Source organism: Aminobacter carboxidus, from assembly GCF_014863355.1.
GTDB classification, from domain to species: domain Bacteria; phylum Pseudomonadota; class Alphaproteobacteria; order Rhizobiales; family Rhizobiaceae; genus Aminobacter; species Aminobacter carboxidus.
Map to the genome: position 1 here is coordinate 61,816 of NZ_JACZEP010000003.1, position 18,893 is coordinate 80,708.

13 protein-coding genes are annotated in these 18,893 nt (G+C 60.5%); 4 read left to right on the top strand and 9 right to left on the bottom strand.

The window, feature by feature from the left end; genetic code table 11:
- Window positions 1–199: 199 nt before the first annotated feature.
- Together IHE39_RS12250 and IHE39_RS12255 are read right to left on the bottom strand one after the other, a co-directional pair.
- Window positions 200–1,825 carry a serine hydrolase domain-containing protein gene (locus tag IHE39_RS12250; protein WP_184774218.1) on the bottom strand — a complete coding sequence of 542 codons (1,626 nt, stop codon included), beginning with the start codon at window positions 1,823–1,825 and terminating at the stop codon, window positions 200–202.
- Window positions 1,826–1,882: 57 nt separating this feature from the next.
- Window positions 1,883–3,412 carry an ABC transporter substrate-binding protein gene (locus IHE39_RS12255; RefSeq protein WP_184774215.1) on the bottom strand — a complete coding sequence of 510 codons (1,530 nt, stop codon included), beginning with the start codon at window positions 3,410–3,412 and terminating at the stop codon, window positions 1,883–1,885.
- A gap of 286 nt (window positions 3,413–3,698) precedes the next feature.
- Between IHE39_RS12255 and IHE39_RS12260 the strand changes: the two genes are divergently transcribed.
- The 3 genes from IHE39_RS12260 (at window position 3,699) to IHE39_RS12270 (ending at window position 8,401) form a co-directional block, all read left to right on the top strand.
- Complete coding sequence (locus tag IHE39_RS12260) at window positions 3,699–4,844, top strand: helix-turn-helix domain-containing protein (protein WP_192566649.1); 1,146 nt, start codon at window positions 3,699–3,701, stop codon at window positions 4,842–4,844.
- A 266-nt stretch (window positions 4,845–5,110) separates the two neighbouring features.
- Window positions 5,111–6,016 (top strand): hypothetical protein, encoded by a 906-nt coding sequence (locus IHE39_RS12265; RefSeq protein WP_210327553.1) that lies wholly within the window; start codon window positions 5,111–5,113, stop codon window positions 6,014–6,016.
- A 189-nt stretch (window positions 6,017–6,205) separates the two neighbouring features.
- Window positions 6,206–8,401: an esterase-like activity of phytase family protein gene (locus IHE39_RS12270; RefSeq protein WP_192566650.1), complete on the top strand. Its 2,196-nt coding sequence runs from the start codon at window positions 6,206–6,208 to the stop codon at window positions 8,399–8,401.
- 82 nt (window positions 8,402–8,483) lie between these two features.
- Here IHE39_RS12270 and IHE39_RS12275 read toward each other — a convergent pair whose 3' ends face one another.
- The 6 genes from IHE39_RS12275 to IHE39_RS12300 form a co-directional block, all read right to left on the bottom strand.
- A complete protein-coding gene (locus tag IHE39_RS12275) occupies window positions 8,484–8,822 on the bottom strand; it encodes a slr1659 superfamily regulator (RefSeq protein WP_115734413.1) in 339 nt (112 codons plus the stop codon).
- Window positions 8,823–8,841: 19 nt separating this feature from the next.
- Window positions 8,842–9,399 (bottom strand): slr1658 superfamily regulator, encoded by a 558-nt coding sequence (locus tag IHE39_RS12280; RefSeq protein ID WP_184774209.1) that lies wholly within the window; start codon window positions 9,397–9,399, stop codon window positions 8,842–8,844.
- Window positions 9,400–9,403: 4 nt separating this feature from the next.
- A complete protein-coding gene (locus IHE39_RS12285) occupies window positions 9,404–11,776 on the bottom strand; it encodes a SpoIIE family protein phosphatase (protein WP_192566651.1) in 2,373 nt (790 codons plus the stop codon).
- Window positions 11,773–12,963, bottom strand: coding sequence for a class I SAM-dependent methyltransferase (locus tag IHE39_RS12290; protein WP_210327554.1), 1,191 nt, complete (start codon window positions 12,961–12,963; stop codon window positions 11,773–11,775). The genes IHE39_RS12285 and IHE39_RS12290 overlap by 4 nt, the downstream gene beginning before the upstream one ends.
- Window positions 12,960–13,475, bottom strand: coding sequence for a ubiquinone biosynthesis methyltransferase UbiE (locus tag IHE39_RS12295; protein ID WP_246471473.1), 516 nt, complete (start codon window positions 13,473–13,475; stop codon window positions 12,960–12,962). The genes IHE39_RS12290 and IHE39_RS12295 overlap by 4 nt, the downstream gene beginning before the upstream one ends.
- A gap of 148 nt (window positions 13,476–13,623) precedes the next feature.
- A complete protein-coding gene (locus tag IHE39_RS12300) occupies window positions 13,624–15,306 on the bottom strand; it encodes a putative bifunctional diguanylate cyclase/phosphodiesterase (RefSeq protein ID WP_343070086.1) in 1,683 nt (560 codons plus the stop codon).
- Window positions 15,307–15,635: 329 nt separating this feature from the next.
- On the opposite strand from IHE39_RS12300, the gene IHE39_RS12305 reads away from it, so the two are divergent.
- Window positions 15,636–18,107 (top strand): DNA translocase FtsK, encoded by a 2,472-nt coding sequence (locus tag IHE39_RS12305; protein WP_192566652.1) that lies wholly within the window; start codon window positions 15,636–15,638, stop codon window positions 18,105–18,107.
- A 58-nt stretch (window positions 18,108–18,165) separates the two neighbouring features.
- On the opposite strand, the gene IHE39_RS12310 is transcribed toward IHE39_RS12305, so the two are convergent.
- A complete protein-coding gene (locus IHE39_RS12310; protein WP_192566653.1) occupies window positions 18,166–18,714 on the bottom strand; it encodes an invasion associated locus B family protein in 549 nt (182 codons plus the stop codon).
- Window positions 18,715–18,893: the final 179 nt, after the last annotated feature.

Genomic DNA, 18,893 nt, shown 5'->3' on the forward strand with positions numbered 1-18,893 from the left:
AAGAATACATGTCTGGAAGCCGCTGTCAATGTGCCGACCGCAGCTCGGCGTGACCGGACTTCAGGACTCGGACGGATCCGATTACCAGCGAAGTTTGTCTTGCTGAAATCCCGGTCCTGGCAGAGGCCCAAATGGGCCTAGCCAGGGTAGCCGGTTGCGATTACGTCGTGACGCCAGGCGGCGACGGACATCACGCCATCTAAGCCAACCTGGCCAGCACCACGTCCCGGCCACGGTCGCTGTTGAACACAATTGCGTCGCTACCGATGCGGACAGTGTAGAGCCACGGCAGCACCCAAGGCGCGATACGCCATTGATCGTGGATATCGGCTTCGCTCGGGCGAGCGAGATACATATCCGCATCGCATGCATCGAGCGAAAGCAGTGCTGCGCCAAAAGGCGAGGTCACGCGCATGATCCGGCGTCCATCGACATTGTCGATGCTTGCGGTCAAACCGCTTTCGGCGCTGCCATATGTTCCAAACAGGTCGTTCCCGATTTGCCCGGGCGCTTCCACCCGTCGATAGCGCCTTGAGCGGCCGAACGTCTCGGTGAGTATCGATCCGTCCGTGTTCAACGAGAATACAAATGGCGGTAGTGAGCCGCGCGCATGAAATTTGCCTGGCTCGGCTTCCTCGAGCGCCGAGACGCCCATGCTGCCAACGATCGCTGGCAGTCCGCTCGATTCCTCAAGAGCCAAGACGAAGCTGCCATCGTCGGATCGCCAGAAGCCGTAACGGGTCTTGAGGGCAGCAATGCCCTCCGGCGAAATCACGCCGCCTGGGTCGCGGCCAAGCACAATGTCGAGCATGTCGCGCGCCAGCCCAAACGATGAAAAATCGTCGTGGTTGGACAAGACAATGATGGAAACATCATCCGCCGTGGCACGGAAGGATTCCGAACGCGAGCCAGCGATCCAGCCGCCATGGCCGACGAGCGAGACACCTTTGTGGCGCGTATTGACGAGGCCCAGCCCATAGGGCGACGCAACATCGTTGATCGTCACATAGGGCCGCCCCATGCGCTCAATCATCTCTGCCGTGCCGACCTTTGGCTCCAGCAGATTTTGCTGCCAGATGATCATGTCCGCCAGCGTCGAAACGAGGCCGCCCTCGCCGCCGATTGCAATGCCCCAGGCCGATTTGAGCCACTGTCCCTGCGGACCGCGCCGATGATGATCGGCCAGACGAGGATAGATTTCGTCGTCCCTCACCATCAGTTGGGTGTCAGTCATCCCAAGGGGGCCGGTGATGTAGTGCTCAAGCGCTTCGTTGAAGCTCTTGCCGGTGACCTTCTCAATCAGTTCGGACAGCAGAAGAAAATTTGAGTTGCTGTAGAGAACGTCGGTCATCGGCGCAAAATTCAGCGTCTTTTGCCGCGCAACGATCGCCTTTGCGGCCGACCTGGAAGACGGCGCGGTAATTGGAATGCCGGCCATGATCATCGAATCCAGAATGTCGCGGATGCCACTGGAGTTCGACGCCAGATGACCAAGCGTAACCTGACTGCCCCAGTCGGGCAGCCAGGGAAAATGATCTCGTATGTCGTCCTCGAGCGAGAGCTTCCCCTCGGCTTCCAGCATCAGGATCATCATCACGGTGAACTGCTTGCTCTGGGAGGCAATTCGTACGACTGAGCGATCCGTCAACGGCAATTGATGTGCCAGACTGGCAAGCCCCCTCACCCGCTGGTAAATTAGGTTGCCTTTGTGCAGCACAGCCACGGCAACGCCGGGCGCGTCGGGCGGTGCCGCACCAAAGACAAGCGCATCAAGCCGTGCGGTCTCGGTTAATCCAAGCGATCCCGAAAACTGAGAAACAGACATTCGATATTCCACAGCAAGCCGTCCGCCCCCGGGAGAAGCGGGGACGGACTGGTCCTCTTATTTTTCCAGCGACACGTTCCAGAATGAGGCCCAAGGGGACGGCCAGAAGCCGGTCAATCCGGGCGCCTTGGCCGATAGTGCGCTAAAGTTGCCGACTTTGATCATCGGTGCCTGCTCCATGATCAGCGACTGCACAGTGCCAAAAGCAGCAATGCGCTTCGCCGGGTCGGCCGTGCCTGTCAGCGTTGTCATCGCATCCGCGATCTCTGGCGTACTCCACCAGCCTACTGTCGTCGGAGACAGGATGTTGATCAGTGCCGGCTCTGCCAAAAATGGGCTGTGCGTGATGAAGATGTCCCACAATTCAGGCTTTTGAATGCGCTGCGTCAGCGTCGCCCAATCGACGACTTCCATTTTCACGTCGAAACCGGCGAGCTTTAAGTATTCAGCGGCAACCAGCGCCATCTTGTAGTGGAACTCGTACTGGCGACTGGTCAGGATGCGCAGCGGCGTCGGCGTCGTCAGCCCGGCCTCGGTGAGCAGCTTCTTTGCAGCATCCGCATCGCCGACGTCATAGTTGCCCTCAACGCCGACGTCGCTATGCCATTGATATCCCTCCGGATACATTGGGCCCTCGACCGCAAAGAACTTCGAGTCGCCAAAGGCGGCAGCGAGCATGTCGCTTTCGCTGAGCGCCGCCTGCACGGCCTTTCTCACCTTCATATCGGCGAGAACGCCTTGCTTGGCGTTCATGCGCATCATCAGCCAGCCGGAATTCTGCAGCAACACCGCCTCGGACTTGCTGCCGGTGAGCCGGTCCATCTGTTCGACGGGGAGCGAGTCCGTATAAGCGAATTGTCCCGCGACCGCGCCTTCGAGACGGGTGGATGCATCTGGGGCCGGAACGAAACGAATCTCGTCGAGATAGGCAATCCTTGCCCCAGCATAGCCGGAGCCTTCCTCGGTACGCGGCTTGTATTTATCAAAGCGCGTCAACTGGATGTATTGATCCGGCTTGCGCTCCTTGAGCTGGTACGGGCCGGTGCCGATGACCTCGACCATCGGGTCCGCTTGCTTTTCGCTTGGCAGCATGATCGCAGCCGAGTTGTTGAATGCCAGAAGTGCCGGCAGCGCGGCATAGGGCCTGGTCAGTGTGACGCGAATTGTCGACGGATCGATGGCCTCGATCTGCTTGACGGTCGGGGCGATCTGCTTGCCTCGGCCTGCGAGCTTCATCCAGCGGTCCAGGGAGGCGACGACGTCTGTGGCGTCGAACTGAGTGTTGTCGTGGAAGACGACGCCCTGGCGCAGCTTGATCGTGTAAACTGTCCCGTCGTCGCTCACCTCGGGTAAGCTCTCCGCCAGTAGCGGCGCGACGTTCCAGTTCTTGTCGAAGGTGAAGAGCGTTTCAAAAATATGCTGGCTGATCATGCCGACGAGATCTGTTGACGTGACCATTGCGTCGAGCGTTGGTGGCTCTCCAACCGTCGCAACATCGATAACGCCGCCTTTGGTTGGCTCTGCATGGGCCGCAGGTGCAGTGGCAAGCGCAGCCAGCGCAGAAACAAAAGCCAGTCTCATCTTCATAATGTTGGTCCTCCCAGACTTCCAGTAATATGGAATAGCTTCCATATTAGAAAGGCTAGGCATTTATCAATGGTTGTCAAACCATTTCTGCAGATGTGCGTGCATCGTCCGCCACCATATTCGCCGCCACCGTTTCTGCCGCCCACTGCGCGACATCTGCAGTCCGGCGCTCCGCTATAGACGCATCGGCGACATGCGAAGCCTTCGGCGTGTCGCTTGAGCGAAGGCGGTGGTGTATATATTATAAACATATATTTAAATTACTAGGTATTACAAAAGTAACTTCATGATTAGAAGATTATTTGATAGCTATTTCCTCCATAGGTCGCATGGGGTATGTGTGGTCGTGTCAAGTATCTTTACCGATATGCAACAGACCGGCGCGAATGGCTCAAAAATACAAACTCTCAATTATTCGGCTTCAGGTGCGACGGACTCAGACCGCTTTACATATTGGCAAGAACTTCTTGCCTCGCTGTTCAGGGTGACAAGGCCGTTCCATCGGCGAAAACACAGTTTTTTCGCGTCATTGACCGTCTATCACCTCGGCCTGGCGCTGGTTTTGCACGGAAAGAGCGATGCCGTTCGCTACTCGCGATCCGATGCCAGGACCGTGCGCGATGACCTGGATCACCTTTTCATCCATGTCTGCAGCGAAGGTGGCGGACATTTGCGACGGTCCGGCGAAAACCGGCGGCTGAACCACCTCGATGTCGGGATCATCGACCTTGCGAGCCCGCTCGATTTCGTCGCCTATGCCAGTGAAAGCGTAAGTCTCGTATTGCCGCGATCGCTCCTGTCGCCTTCGACGGGCGAGTTGGACAGGCAGCATGGCCGGATTCTGTTACGGGACACGCCGGTCGGTGGTCTGCTGGGTCAGCACATCATGACCTTGTGCCAGACGGCGCCGCGGCTTTGGCTCCATGAGGCTGTAGCGCTTGCGCGGGTTACGGCAAACCTGGCCGACACATGCCTGGCGATTGGCGCCGTCTCGCAACCGATGCCCGCAATGGCATCGCACCGCAGCCTTGTCCGCTCCATTCGCGGCTATGTCGAGGAAAGGCTGCATCAGCCGGAGTTGACGCCTGACGAGCTGGCTGCGGCGTTCCGTATTTCACGGAGCCAGCTCTACAGGCTGTTCGAGGCATCTGGCGGTGTCAGGCACTACATCAGCCGCCGTCGTCTTCGCCGCGCCCTGCTCGACATTTGCAGCCCTGCCTTGCGCCATCGGCGCATCGGCGACATCGCCTACGACCTCGGCTTCAGGAACGAGGCGCATTTCAGCCGGATCTTCCACGAGGCCTTCGGCAAGTCGCCCCGTGCCGCGCGCGCTGCCGGCCGTCACGGCGACGCTGAATGGCACACCATCGCCTCCCCTGCGCCTGGCAGCAATCAACTGGAGCATTGGCTCAAGGAGCTGATGGTTGGGTGAGCGGGCCGCTATCGTCTGCCGATGGGACGCGTGCGTGCGGCTTGGGACGAACGGACATCTTTTTTGGACGCCAGCCGTGGGACGAAATACAGCAAGAGGCGCAGATTAGATTCTGCGGCGTGGCGAATTAATACTTAAAATACTACGCAATCATCCGGAGAATGCGTTTCTCATTGAGGATTGTTGCACGTTTCCTAAAAAAACCATGCGGCGACTTGCTCGACTTGCATCTGAATTGTTGTCAACCAGAGTTCCAGGAGGCCAAGATGGCGAAGCTACACATCTACAAGAAGGTCGGGAATACATGGACGAAGATCGCCAACGGTGACGGTACCGTCAGCACCGACGAGTCGTTCACGGTTACCATTTCATCCGGTTCCGTCACCAGCGGAAACACCTACGACATCAGGCAAGGCCAGTCGGTGACGGGCGATCTGTGCAATTGCACTGCAGTAAACGGGAAGAACGCGACCTTCAGCGCGGCGGCTGACGAGGCGGATACCTATGAGCGCGACGCGGCGAGACAGAACCTGGCGAACTTCTACTCGGCTCTTGATGCCGTCTCCAAGGCAGTGACCATTCTTGTCGATCTCGACGACCTGGCCACGCTCAAGACCAACAACTACGCCATGTGCTTTGCCAAGAAGGTTGCCTCTGGCGGCGACAGCGGCAGCTACAACGTGGTGTGGCAGTCGCTGACCAAATATGTCTACAGCACCGCATTCTCGTGGACGCCGCAGTTTTCGCTGTTCGGAACCAACGTCTTCGCCGACACGGTGACGGTAACGGCCACGACCAACGCGCGGGCGCTCGGGCTTGGCCAGCAGTGCCTGCTCGACAAGAACGGCATCCTGCAGCCGCCAGCGACCGGCGGTCCTGTCACTGGCGTTTCCATGCTGAACCAGTTCAGCCTGATCCATCCGGCACTCAGCCAGATCTCCACACTCAACGGCGTCCAGCAGACGACGCCGCTCTATGTCGCGCCCCAAGGCATGGTCCAGGGTTCGGTCACGCTGACCCCCATCGACACCGTGATGGTGTGGTTCCAGCAGGACATCGCCACTTCGACGATGTTCAGCTCGGCCCGCTCCAATTATACCGAGATCGACCTCACGATGACCAACACCGCCACGCGCCTGTACAAGGGCGGCCAGTGGTCGACTCCGTCCTGACGGCTACGCAATCGGCTCCCCGGGCGGCAACCGTCGCGCGGGGAGTTTGCTGCCAGGCAGCATGACCCGCATCGTTGATGCGATGCGGGTCATCGCTTCTGTCATCAAACCATCATCCTGTTGTCATCGCGCTGAAATCTCATTGCCCCAAACGAAGACCGCAATTCCGTTCAGGCAAAGAGGTTTCTCATGTCACGCAAGCTCCTGCTTTTGACGTCCGCACTGGCGGCGTCCGCAGCCTTCCCGGCCTATGCCGACCAGGCGTTCAACCGCATCGCCACCTTCCCGGTCGCTGCCAATCTGCCGGCTGGCGTCGATGCCGCGACCCTGACGTCGTCGGAAATCATCGCCGCGACCGAAGACGGCATGACGCTGGTCTATTCCGATAGTCCGCTTGGTGCCGTCGGCTTCATCGACATCACCGACGCCAAGGCGCCGAAGGCCGCCGGCATCGTCAAGATCGAGGGTGAGCCGACTTCTGTCACCGTGCTGGGCGGCAAGGTCTTCGCTGGCGTCAACACCTCGAAGAACAAGCAGGAGCCTTCGGGCAACCTGACCGTCATCGACCTCGCCTCCAAGGCGATCGAAGCCACCTGCGATCTCGATGGTCAGCCTGACTCCGTGACGCTGAGCAAGGACGGCAAGTTTCTGGCCGTCGCCATCGAAAACGAGCGCGACGAGGAGCTGAACGAAGGCGCGCTGCCACAGCTGCCGGCCGGCAATCTCAAGATTTTGTCGTTGAAGGATGGCGCCCCGGACTGCGCTTCGATCAGGACTGTCGACCTGACCGGCATTGCCGCCGTCGCCCCGGAAGATCCGGAGCCGGAATTCGTCGCCTTCAACGAAGCCGGCGAGATTGCCGTCACGCTGCAGGAAAACAATCACATCGCCATCGTCAACGCCGAAAGCGGCAAGATCGTCTCGCATTTTTCGGCTGGTGAAGTGACGCTCGAAAATGTCGATACCAAGAAGGACGGCGCGCTCAGCTTCTCCGGCAAGGTCGAGAATGCGCCGCGCGAACCCGATGCCGTCAAGTGGCTCGACAATGATCGCCTCGTCGTTGCCAATGAAGGCGACTACAAGGGTGGCGCCCGCGGCTTCACCATCTTTTCCAAGACAGGCGAAGTGCTCCACGAGTCGGGCCCATCCTTCGAATACCGGGCGGCGGCCGCTGGTCACTATCCCGAGGCCCGCAACAAGAAGGGCATCGAGCCGGAAGGGCTGGAGTTCGCATCCTTCGGCGATCAAAAGTATATTTTCGTTGCCGCCGAGCGGGCTTCGCTGATCGGTGTCTACAAGGATACCGGCAAGGCGCCGGAATTCGTCCAGGTTCTGCCCTCGGGTGTCGGTCCGGAAGGCCTCGTTGCCATCCCGCGGCGCAACCTGCTGGTCACCGCCAACGAGACCGACCTTGTCAAGGACGGCCTCGCCCGTTCGCATGTCATGGTCTATGAACTCGGCGAAGGTACCGCCGCCTATCCGCAGATCACAGCCGCTCCCAATGAAGACGGCACGCCGCTCGGCTGGGGCGCGCTGTCGGGCCTCGCCGCCGATCCCAAGGAAGCCGGCAAGCTCTATGCGGTGTCGGATTCTGTCTACCGCTCGGCGCCGGCGATCTTCACCATCGACACCACCAAGACCCCTGCCCTGATCACCGAAAAGACCGTCGTCACCCGCGACGGCAAGCCGGCCCAGAAGCTCGACCTCGAAGGTCTGGCACCCGACGGCAAGGGCGGGTTCTGGCTTGCTTCCGAAGGCCGCAGCGACAAGCTGACCCCGCACGCCATCGTCAACGTCAACGCCAAGGGCGAGATCAAGGACGAGATCGCGTTCCCGGCCGAGTTGCTGGCGCACGAGACCCGCTTCGGCCTCGAAGGCATCACCACGCTTGGCGAAGGCGACGACCTCACTCTGGTAATGGCGATCCAGCGCGAATGGGCCGACGACCCGAAGGGGCAGGTCAAGCTTTTGGCCTACAAGCCCAAGGACAAGGAATGGTCGGCGGTGCGCTATTCGCTCGATTCGACCGAAAAGGGCTGGGTCGGTCTGTCGGAGATCACCGCCCATGACGGCAAGCTGTTTGTCGTCGAGCGTGACAATCTGATCGGCGAGGAAGCGAAGAACAAGCGCGTCTATGCGGTGGCGCTCGATGCCTTCAAGCCGGCAAAGCTCGGTGGCGAATTGCCGGTGGTGGCCAAGACCTTGGTGCGGGACCTCGTGCCAGATCTCGAGGCAACGACCAACGGCTACGTGGTCGACAAGGTCGAGGGTTTTGCCATCGATGCGTCAGGCGAAGCCTTTGTCGTCACCGACAATGATGGCGTCGACGATTCTTCGGGCGAAACGCTGTTCATCCGCCTGGGCAACATCGCAGCCATCAACTGACCAGATGGCGTCAGCCAAAACGACAAAGCCGCGGCATCGAAGCCGCGGCTTTTTTTGTTGTCCGGCGTTGCGGAACTTCGACTCAGTCGATCTGCAGGACCAGCGCCGGATGCAGCTTCTTCAGGTTCGGCAGCGACTTGGATTGCCAGGGAATCTCTGAGCTGCCGCGCACGATCAGTTGCACGTCGGGATGCTTGCGCACCTCGATGGTGAACTTTGCCAAAAGGTTGATGCCCGACGAGTTGAGAAACTCGAGGTCGGTCAGGTTGAGTGTCATGGTTTCAGGTTTTTCGGCCAGAATGGCAGTCATCACCGCCAGTACGGGCGCGTAGGCTTCCGACCCGGAAAGCCGCATGGAGCCATCGAAATAGACATCGCTGTTTTCCGTCCAGACGCGATAGTCGTCGGTTCTTACTTCCATGGGCGCCTTCATTCTTTCGTTAGTGAGCCTGCGAGATCGGGATCGTGGCGTATGTCTCGACATGAACCCGGTTGCTGGATTCTACCGGGCTGAAGATCCATGCCAATCGAGCGCCATAGTCGCTCATCAGCGTCAGCAATCCAAGCCCCGAGCCGGTAGCATCGGGATCGGCGGCATTTGCCTCGATCTGCTGGATCAGCAGGTCGCCCGGATCACCTATGGTAATCTGGGAGAGAAGCTTCTGAAACGTCACCGCGGTCTTGTCGGCGACGACGTTGGAAACCTTCACCTTGAAGTTGTCGGAATCCATCGATGCTTCGACGATAATCTCGCCCGGTTCGCGAAACTTCACGGCATTCTCGATCAGCTCGTTGACCAAGTATCCGATGCTGTGGCGGACTTCCTTGTAGTCGTTGCGCGACGCGTGAAAAGGCAGCGCGAAAAGATCGGCGATGAAGTCCGAAGTCGTCGCGCAGTGGTGCCATTTCAGGTCCAGCGGCCCGTCAAACAACCTGACGCGGCTGATGTTGTCGCGCATGCCCATCGCAATGTCGGCCGGTCCATACATAGTTGTCATGTGCTCACCTGTGCCTCATGACGACGAGTGTAATATCGTCATGTATCTTCCGTGTGCCGATGTATGCCATCAGGTCGTCGACAATGCCTGTCTTGATCTCTTCAGCACTGCTGCCATAGCGCGACCGTGCGCTTTCGCTGAGCCGGTCGAGGCCGAACAGCTTGCCGCCCGACCCTTCGGCCTCGGTCACGCCGTCAGTATGGAGCACGATGACGTCGCCGCTGCTGAAGGGGATGTTGCGGGTTGCCACGAAAGGCGAAATGTCGCGTTCGAGGCCGACCGGAAGGCCGAGGTCGAGCGTGTCGATCCGCTCGACCTTGCCTCCGGCGCGGACAACCAGAACCTCTTCATGCTGGCCCGACAGGACCAGGCGCTCGTCTTCATAGTCGAGGAAGGCCAGCGACAGGTGCTTGTCGGAGTTGGTGCGCTCCAGGTTCTTGAAGATTGCGCGGTTCAGCCGATCGAGGAACTGCCGTGGATTGTCTTCGCCGGTCTCCTGCAGCGCGCGCGCGACCGACTGCACCATCAACATCAGCACACCGCTCTCGAGACCATGTCCGGTGACATCGCCAATGCCTATCTTCAGGCGATGTCCGTCCTGCAGCACATCGTAGTAGTCACCGCCGACCTCGTCGGCCGGCCGCATGTAGGCTGCGATCTCGATGCCAGGGATCAGTGCGAGTTCGCGCGGCTTGGGCAGCACCATCATCTGTATCTGGCGCGCAACGTCGAGTTCGGCGCCAAGGCGCACGTTTTCGCTGCGCAGCTTTTCGTTGAGCGAAGAGATTTCGACGTTGGCGTCTTCGAGATCCCTGGTGCGTTCATCGACCAGTTGTTCAAGGTTCTCGGTATGGAAGCTGATTTGCTCGGCCATGCGGTTGAAGGCCACGCCGACCTCGCCGACCTCGTCCTTGGACGGGATGTTGACGCGGACGGAATAGTCTTTCGCTTGCAGCCGCCGTGCAGCAGCAGCCAGGGCGCTGAGGCCTGCGGTGATACGCTTGGACAGGCCAAACACCGCGGCAAACACGATCATCAGCGAAACGATAATCGCCAGGAGCTGATAGAGCAGGATGCGGTTCGTCGCCTTCGAAATGCTGTCCTGTGCCGCAAACAGCGCGGCGTAGATCTCGCGCTCGGGCACAACGATGCCAACCGACATCGCCTGCTTTTCAATAGGCCCGGCACTCCAGAGGTTCGTCGGCTTGAGCCCTTTCAGGACGACGATGTAAGGGACGTTTTCGCCCTTTTCTTGCAGCATGACATGCTGGATCACACCATCGTTGCTGCTGTTGAGGTCGAGGGTTGCGATGGCAGGCTGAGTGCTGGCGCGCAGTGACCGCTCCACGCCGGTGACCCCGTCGGCGGCCCCCTTGTCGCTCGAAGACACCAGCCCGATCGTCGCTTCGCTCTTGGGGTTGATGGCCACCACGTTGCCGTTCGGCATCGTCAGGAAGCCGAAGCCGGTCTCGGCGATCTTGACGTTCTCGACGATCTCGGCGAGCTGGTCGAGCGTAATGTCGGCCCCAGCGGCACCCGCAACGCCTGCACGGTCGCGCGTCCACAGCGGATGGAAAAAGCTGACGATCAGCTTGCCGGTGATTGCGTCCGTATAAGGCGCGGTCTGGGTGATGTCGTTGTCGGGGATGAAGCGCGACGCCGGATCGAGCGCCCATTTCTGCCACGATCCATAGATGCCGGGGAAAAAGAACTCCCAGAACTCCGAGTTGTTATGGCCGGGATAGAGGCGATCGAAAGTCTGGGCCTGGTCGGTGTAAGGTGCGGTCCTGAAGATCGGCCGTTCCTTCGGGCCGATGTAATACATTTGCAGCTTTGACGAACCGCTGGTGAGCAGGCTTGGCGCGACGAGGTCGAGCACAGCACTGTTTTCGATCTCTTCCTGGACCGCCGGTAGCGGTTTGTGGTCGGGGCCAAGCAGATAACCCCAGACGCTGACCACGGACGGTGCGCCGGGCAGGTTCTGGGCCCACTGCCCTTTGGTGTCGTAGACGACCTGCACGGAAGCCGCGGACTGGTTCGCCAGCGTGGCGCCGACTCGTTTTTGCCGGTCGGGGTCGTCGATCTGTCCCTGAATGACGCCTGCCAGAGTCTTGACGTCTGCATGGACTCGGTCGAGCAGGAGGTCGACGCGCGCCGCGGTGGAGTCGGCATAAGACCGGATGTACTCCTGGTTTGCCGTGGTCAAGCCGGCGCCGACCTCCGAGGTCGCGTCCTGCGACAGCCGCTGGACGTTCCACAGCGCCAGGCCGCCGCTCATCAGCAGGTCGAACAGCACTGCGCCGCCCACCACGAGCACGAACTTCGCCCGGAAGGAATGCAGGTCGAAACGAGGCGTATCCCGCGTGTCGGTACTCATAGCGGCTTCTGCCCCGATGCGGCCCAGATCGGCCAGCCGGCATACCCTTTCGGGTGGAGGGCTGCTGAGATGTGGTCCTTGAAACCTTGCCTGAACTGCTTGATGAACTCCCCGGAATCACCACGCTTTGCCGCCATGTCGCCGGCATAGACCTCTTCCCATGCCGCGATCATGTCGGCGAAGTCCTTCGGGTCGCCGTCCAGATTGGTCACCATGAACGACTCGACGCGTATGTCGTCGAAGCCGGCATCGGCCAGATAGCGCCGGCTCTTGGGCCCGAGCTCGACATCCATGTCGAAGTGTTCGAACAGTTTCGCGACCTCGTTGTAGGTCCAGCGAATGCTTTCGGCGCGTGGTTCGCCCAGGCAGTGCGAGTTCTTCTCGTTGGTGATGTAGACCCGGCCCCCCGGCTTGCAGATCCGGAACAGCTCCTTGAGGATTTGCGCCGGGCGATTGAAGATCTGCAGCGAGTGCCGGCACGTCACGAGATCGAACTGGTCGTCATCGAGCAGCATCTCCGAGGCATCACCATAGGTGTATTCGATACCGGTGATGTCGAACTCGCTGGCGACCTTTCTGGCATAGGCCAGGCTCGACTTGGAGTGATCGAGGGCTACGATCCGCGATGGCTCGAATTCCTTTTGCGCCAGCACCGCGAAATCGCCGATGCCGCAGCAGATGTCGGCCATGACGATGCCCGGCCGCATGCCGTGGCGGGGCAGGATCGAGCGTTCGTGCCGCCAGGTCATCTTGGTCTGGGTGCGCAGGATGGGAATGAACCCGCCCTCTTCGAGGAAGCTTTGCCCGGGATAGAACTCGCTGTCGTATTCCTCGACGGTGATGCCAGGCTCGATCTTGCTGAGACGGCCGAACTTGCGCGTCGTCCAGCCGACGACGCTGGAAGTGACGACCACGAATCTCAGGTCCGGCCTGACCCGGCATGCGTCGATGATGACGCGCGCAAAGGCATGAAACGCAGTGTTGTTCATCTGCGCCAGCCGCCTGACGTTGACGTAAAGCACGCCGCGGACGCTCTCGATGGATTCCTTCAACAGCGCCAGGCTGGGCGCGAGCTCGTCGATCGTTTGCGGGCGAACCGAACCGGCAATCGAAAATTCCTGGTTGTTCAGGTCAAAATGCGCCTTGAAGCGCCCAGCGATGCCGGAGGGGGAAAGATGTGCAGTCAATTTGCCAAGCCCCCGAGCGGAAGGTCGACGACGATCTTGACCATGTCGTCATCGACCTCTTCAAGTCGAAGCGTGGCGTTGTAGTTAACGGTCAGTTCCAGAAGCATCATGTCGCGGCTGGGGGCAACATCGCCCGACAACGAGCTCAGATAGCGCGCCTGCCGGTCGGCACCCTGGACCCTCGCAACGGCAGCCTCAAGGAAGGTGTGCTCTTCCCGGCTGCAGGCAAACGTCAACTCGATCCGGTCGGTCTCGCCAAGGCGAGACAGCCTGCATTCAAGTGCGCCCCCAGAGTGACGTGTCCTGAAGGTAACCTCCAGCAATTCATTGAGTGCAGATGAAAAGAGATTCGAAAAAAGGACTGAGTCCGGCCGGTTATGACTGATCGTACGCGCCAGATAACTCGAAATGTAGTCGCAATGCGCCCAATTCGAAAGGAAAGATGCGATCTCCATGTCGACCTGGATCATTGTGCGAAAACTTGGTTCCGCATTCGCATCTTTCGTAGGCATGTCACCCTCTTGCCGTTCTGGCCGAGCAATTAGCATCGCTCGGCAAATTTGCGGTGTCCGGTCCGAAGTCGGTCTGCCGTGACACTATCTGTATGTATCGTCTGCGTCGCCTGCCCCGTCGAGGCAAGCTAGCGGGTGTTGCCTGTCTTCATGTTCGGTCTTGTTCTTGCGGCGCTTTCAGCTCTGCGGGTGACCGGTCCGCAAACTCGCCCGTCGCGTCCGCTCCCATCGGCCGCCCAAGGAAGTTGCCCTGCAAGCAATCACAGCCTTCGTCGATCAGCCAACGTGCCTGGCCGGCCGTTTCTACCCCCTCTGCGGTGACGCTGATACCCAGTCCGTGTGCCAGGCTCATGACCGACCGGACAATGGCCTGGCTCTTGCGGTCGGCAACCAGGTCCTTGATGAAGTACTGGTCGATCTTCAGCGTGTCGAACGGAAAATTCTTGAGATAGCTCAGCGACGAATAGTGGGTGCCGAAGTCATCAAGCGAGATCCGGATTCCCAGGACATTCAGCGTGTTGAGCGTATCCAGATTGTCGACGGTCTGCTCCAGCAGAACGGTTTCGGTGATCTCGAGTTCAACGCGGTCGGCGCGGATACCGACCTTGTCGATGATCTGCGCCACGGTATCGGTGAGCGAGCCGCTCAGGAACTGCGCCGGCGACAGGTTCACCGCAACGTTGAGCGAGGGTGGCCAGGTCATCGCCTGGCGGCAGGCTTCCTCAAGCACCCAGCGGCCGATGTCGTCCATCAGACCATCGGCCTCGGCGATCGGAATGAACACGTTTGGCGGAATGAGGCCAACCTCTGGATGGTGCCACCTCAGCAGCGCCTCAAAGCCGATGACCGTCGATGGTGGGCGAATGAGCGGCTGATACTCGAGATAGAGCTCCTGCCGCTCCAGCGCCATGCGCAGGCTTCGCCTCAGGTTCTCCCGCTGCTCCAGCAGCAGCATCATCGAGCGGTTGAAGGTGCGGGCGCAGCCACGGCCATCGCGTTTGGCCGCGTAAAGGGCGATGTCGGCCGCCTTCATCAGCTCTTCACTCTCGACCCCATGCTGAGGGCCGAATGCGATGCCGACGCTGGCGCCGACAAAAAGCGGGATGTCGTTGATGACGAAGGGCGCCTTGAAGGCATCGACAATCGCCTGCGCCAGCCGTTCGGCAGCCATAGGCTGTTGTTTGCCGGCCTGGATAACCGCAAATTCGTCGCCGGCGTATCGATAGGCGGCATCACCGTCCTGCAGCGCGCCGCGGATCCTGTTTGCCGCAAGCTGCAGCAAGGTGTCGCCGGTTCCATGGCCGAGCGTGTCGTTGACCGATTTGAAATCGTCGAGGTCGATCTGCAGCAAGGCCGACCTGTCACGGGAATCGCCGCTTTCCGCCAGGATTTCGTCCAGGCGCTCGCTGAAGCGGCGGCGATTCTGCAAACCGGTCAGCGCGTCATATGTCGCCTGATGCTGCAGCAGCTTCACGCGGTCTGCTTCTTCGGAGGCGGCACGACCGTCTAGCCCTGTTTCCGCCGACTCGATGATGCCGACGCCATCAGCCATTCCGAAGCACAAGATCGTTCCCGCCGGCTGCCCAGACAAAGCCTTGAGCTTGATTCTCGTCGACGAACCATCGCGCGCGGCAAGCTGCATCGCGGCGCGAAGCTCGTTTTCGCCAAAATTCGGATAAATCTCCCAAGCCAACGCGCCTGTGGTCATGGCGTTGCCGCGAATGCTTTTCAGCGTGGCCGAGCAGTCGGTCAGCCGGAAGTCGTGGTCATAAAACGAAAAAAGATCGGTGGTGTTTGCCAGGAAGCTCGCAAGACGTGCATCGCGAATCACGGAGAGGTTCGAGGGCCCGAGCCCAACGCCTCTTTTGCCCTCAGCCTTCGGATACGCAAACCAATTCCAAAAGCGGTACAAGTCCGCATCTCCCTACCGCATGACGTAAAGTTAGCACAGCAGAACAAGGGCTTGCAAACACCCGGCGCGCGCACTCCACAACCATCCATTGACGTCAGGAATTGCCCTGCACTCGTCTAACAAGCGCAGAACGGCGTGGTGCCGTGGTGGCGGTTGCCACTTCCAGATCACAAAGCTGGATGCTGGAAGGAACTGTTAACCACTCGCTTCCTATTGCTCGGGGGACGTTTCATCAGCGAGTCTTGAGTATGGGAAGCACGCGTTTGCCTCGAGTGAATTTTTCGAACCAAGCCTCGCACGATGACGGTCCAGATCGCCCCGAAAGCAAGGGCGACCGGCCGCATGTGGCTTCGCCGGCCGATGGCCCCGGCTGGCAGGACTATTTCTATCTTGCGCCCAATGTTCGCTTCACCCGCACGCCCAACTACGACGCCGCCAAGCGCCACGCATCGACATCCGAAGAGGCGGAGGCTGTCCACGATGAACCTCAGCCAAACGCTGTCGTCGTTCAGCCACAGACGGCCGAGCGCGTGGCATCTGTCGCAGCCCCTGCTCCAGCTAGGCCGGCAACCGTGACGACAGGGGCCCAGGTCGTAGAAGCCTTGCAGGCACAAATCGCCCGCAGGATCGCTACGCCTGCGATGCAGGCGCCCTCGCCCGCGCGCCAGACCGCAGCGGCCGTGCAGCAAGCCACGCCAGCGACACAGGCTGCGGCCAGGCCAGCAGGCGCCAGTGAAAGCCCGACGGCGCAGCCGAAGAAGGCGCGGTGGTCCTATCTTTCCGATCATGCATTTTTCGAGCTGATGGCGCCGAACACGTCGGACGGTCCCTCATCGGCAGTCCCGGTTGTCGCCGCCCGCCCCGCGCCCGTGCCGGCCCGGGTTGCGCCGGCGCCCGTCGTCGTCCGACAGCCAGAGGTTCCTGCCGCGGAGATCACTGCGCTGTTTCGGGTCATCGAGTGCATTCCGCCGCAGCAGGCCAATGTGGCGCCTGCAGCGCCAGCCAACTCCAATGAGGTGAAGCTCGAAGCTCCGGCGATTGCCGAGCGCGATCGGCCAGCCCACCTCGCCGATCCTGCACCAGAGCCAGCCACCATCGCCGAGCCGGTTGCCCCGGTGCGGGCCGTGTCGCCTTTGCCCTTGATGGGCAGGATCGTACCAGCGACCACTGGTGATGCCTATGAGCTGCCTTCCGAGGAGCTGTTGCAGCTGCCGCCGGAAGGCCAGGGCTTCTACATGTCGCAGGAGCGGCTGGAGCAGAACGCCGACTTGCTGGAAAGCGTGCTCGAGGATTTCGGCGTGCGCGGCGAGATCATCCATGTTCGCCCCGGTCCGGTGGTGACGCTCTACGAATTCGAGCCCGCACCTGGTGTCAAATCCTCGCGCGTCATCGGCCTTGCCGACGATATCGCCCGCTCGATGTCGGCGATATCAGCGCGTGTCGCCGTCATTCCCGGTCGCAACGTGATCGGCATCGAGCTGCCCAATGAAACACGCGAAACGGTCTACTTCCGCGAGCTGATCGAGTCGGACGGCTTCCGCAACACCGCCTGCAAGCTGGCGCTGTGCCTGGGCAAGACCATCGGCGGCGAGCCGGTCATCGCCGAACTCGCCAAGATGCCTCATTTGCTCGTTGCCGGCACCACCGGTTCGGGCAAGTCGGTCGCCATCAACACCATGATCCTGTCGCTGCTCTACCGGCTGAAGCCGGAAGAGTGCCGCCTGATCATGGTCGATCCCAAGATGCTCGAGCTCTCGATCTATGACGGCATCCCACACCTTCTGACGCCCGTCGTCACCGACCCGAAGAAGGCGGTCACCGCGCTCAAGTGGGCGGTGCGCGAGATGGAAGACCGCTACCGCAAGATGGCGCGGCTCGGCGTGCGCAACATCGACGGCTACAACGAGCGCGCCGCGATAGCCCGCGACAAGGGCGAGACCGTGGTGATGCAGGTCCAGACCGGCTTCGAGAAGGGCACCGGCGTGCCGCTGTTTGAAGAGCAGGAGATCGACCTCGCGCCGATGCCCTACATCGTCGTCATCGTCGACGAGATGGCCGACCTGATGATGGTTGCGGGCAAGGAGATCGAGGGCGCCATCCAGCGCCTGGCCCAGATGGCGCGTGCTGCCGGCATCCACCTGATCATGGCGACGCAGCGCCCGTCTGTCGATGTCATCACCGGCACGATCAAAGCCAACTTCCCAACCCGTATCTCATTCCAGGTGACGTCGAAGATCGACAGCCGCACCATCCTTGGCGAACAGGGCGCCGAACAACTGCTCGGCCAGGGCGACATGCTGCACATGGCCGGTGGCGGCCGCATTTCGCGCGTCCATGGCCCCTTCGTCTCGGACGCCGAGGTGGAGCACGTCGTCACCCATCTCAAGGCACAGGGGCGTCCCGAATATCTCGAGACCGTCACCGCCGACGAAGACGATGAGACACCGGAAGCCGACGACAGCCCCGTCTTCGACAAGGGCGCCGTCGCGGCCGAGGATGGCGACTCGATCTATGACGAGGCGGTGAAGGTGGTTCAGCGCGACAAGAAGTGCTCGACCTCCTACATCCAGCGCCGTCTCGGCATCGGCTACAACCGTGCCGCTTCTCTGGTCGAGCGCATGGAAAAGGAAGGCCTCGTCGGCGCGCCCAACCATGTCGGCAAGCGCGAGATCATGGCCGGTCGCCGCGACAACGCGCTGATGAACGACGACCAGGACTGATCGGAACACCTATCTGACAAAGGGGCGGGCTGGTGCCCGCCCAGCCCCTCGTCGTCGCCTATTGGATGGCTTGCAGCTTGTCGATCGCGGCGGTGAAGCCTGCCAGCGACACCGGAATGGCAACCGGCTTGCGCGTCACCGATTCCATGCCGACATTCAGATTGGTGCCGGCTTTCATCGCCGTGATCAGTTCCGGCGTCAGTGGTGCTGCCGCATAAGCACCGTTCTGGTCGCTCGTCTGAATGGCGACGACTACCTTCTCGCCCTGGTCGATCTGGTACGAGGCGCCTGACGGCAGGAACAGGCCGTGTGGCAGAGCAAGCAACATGGCAAGACCGCCCTTGTCGTTTTCCTTGCGAATAGTGACCGTCAACACGCGCTGGCCAGTCTTCGACTCGGTGAGATTTTGCGACACCTGGCATTGTAGTTCGTTGATCGTCGCACCGCTGGCGCAGTTGACTGCCCAAGGGTTTGCCTCGGTCGGCTTGGCCTCGGCGGGCTTAGCTTCCTGGGCAAATGCGCCGCCGGCAAACAACAAGGCGAGCGCAGCAGCGCTGATGTTGATAACTCGAGCGGACGTTGTTGTTCGCACTGGGATGGGGCGCATTTTTCTTGCCTTCGCTGGGGATCGACTGGTTCGACTTGAGTCAACTTAGGCTGAAAGAAGCGCGGGTTCTGTTGCTCTACTGCAACATGACTTCTTTTTATGCCAATGCACGCATTGGTGGCAGAAAATCCTCTTGCAAGCCGCGCGCATTGGTAGACCTATCAGCAAAACCAAGAACG

What these genes read in the sequence shown, in the direction of transcription:
- IHE39_RS12255 (WP_184774215.1), bottom strand. Translation starts at nt 3,412, where the DNA reads ATGAAGATGAGACTGGCTTTTGTTTCTGCGCTGGCTGCGCTTGCCACT.
- IHE39_RS12305 (WP_192566652.1), top strand. Translation starts at nt 15,636, where the DNA reads ATGGGAAGCACGCGTTTGCCTCGAGTGAATTTTTCGAACCAAGCCTCG.
- IHE39_RS12270 (WP_192566650.1), top strand. Translation starts at nt 6,206, where the DNA reads ATGTCACGCAAGCTCCTGCTTTTGACGTCCGCACTGGCGGCGTCCGCA.
- IHE39_RS12285 (WP_192566651.1), bottom strand. Translation starts at nt 11,776, where the DNA reads ATGAGTACCGACACGCGGGATACGCCTCGTTTCGACCTGCATTCCTTC.
- IHE39_RS12295 (WP_246471473.1), bottom strand. Translation starts at nt 13,475, where the DNA reads ATGCCTACGAAAGATGCGAATGCGGAACCAAGTTTTCGCACAATGATC.
- IHE39_RS12280 (WP_184774209.1), bottom strand. Translation starts at nt 9,399, where the DNA reads ATGACAACTATGTATGGACCGGCCGACATTGCGATGGGCATGCGCGAC.
- IHE39_RS12265 (WP_210327553.1), top strand. Translation starts at nt 5,111, where the DNA reads ATGGCGAAGCTACACATCTACAAGAAGGTCGGGAATACATGGACGAAG.
- IHE39_RS12250 (WP_184774218.1), bottom strand. Translation starts at nt 1,825, where the DNA reads ATGTCTGTTTCTCAGTTTTCGGGATCGCTTGGATTAACCGAGACCGCA.
- IHE39_RS12310 (WP_192566653.1), bottom strand. Translation starts at nt 18,714, where the DNA reads ATGCGCCCCATCCCAGTGCGAACAACAACGTCCGCTCGAGTTATCAAC.
- IHE39_RS12260 (WP_192566649.1), top strand. Translation starts at nt 3,699, where the DNA reads ATGATTAGAAGATTATTTGATAGCTATTTCCTCCATAGGTCGCATGGG.
- IHE39_RS12275 (WP_115734413.1), bottom strand. Translation starts at nt 8,822, where the DNA reads ATGGAAGTAAGAACCGACGACTATCGCGTCTGGACGGAAAACAGCGAT.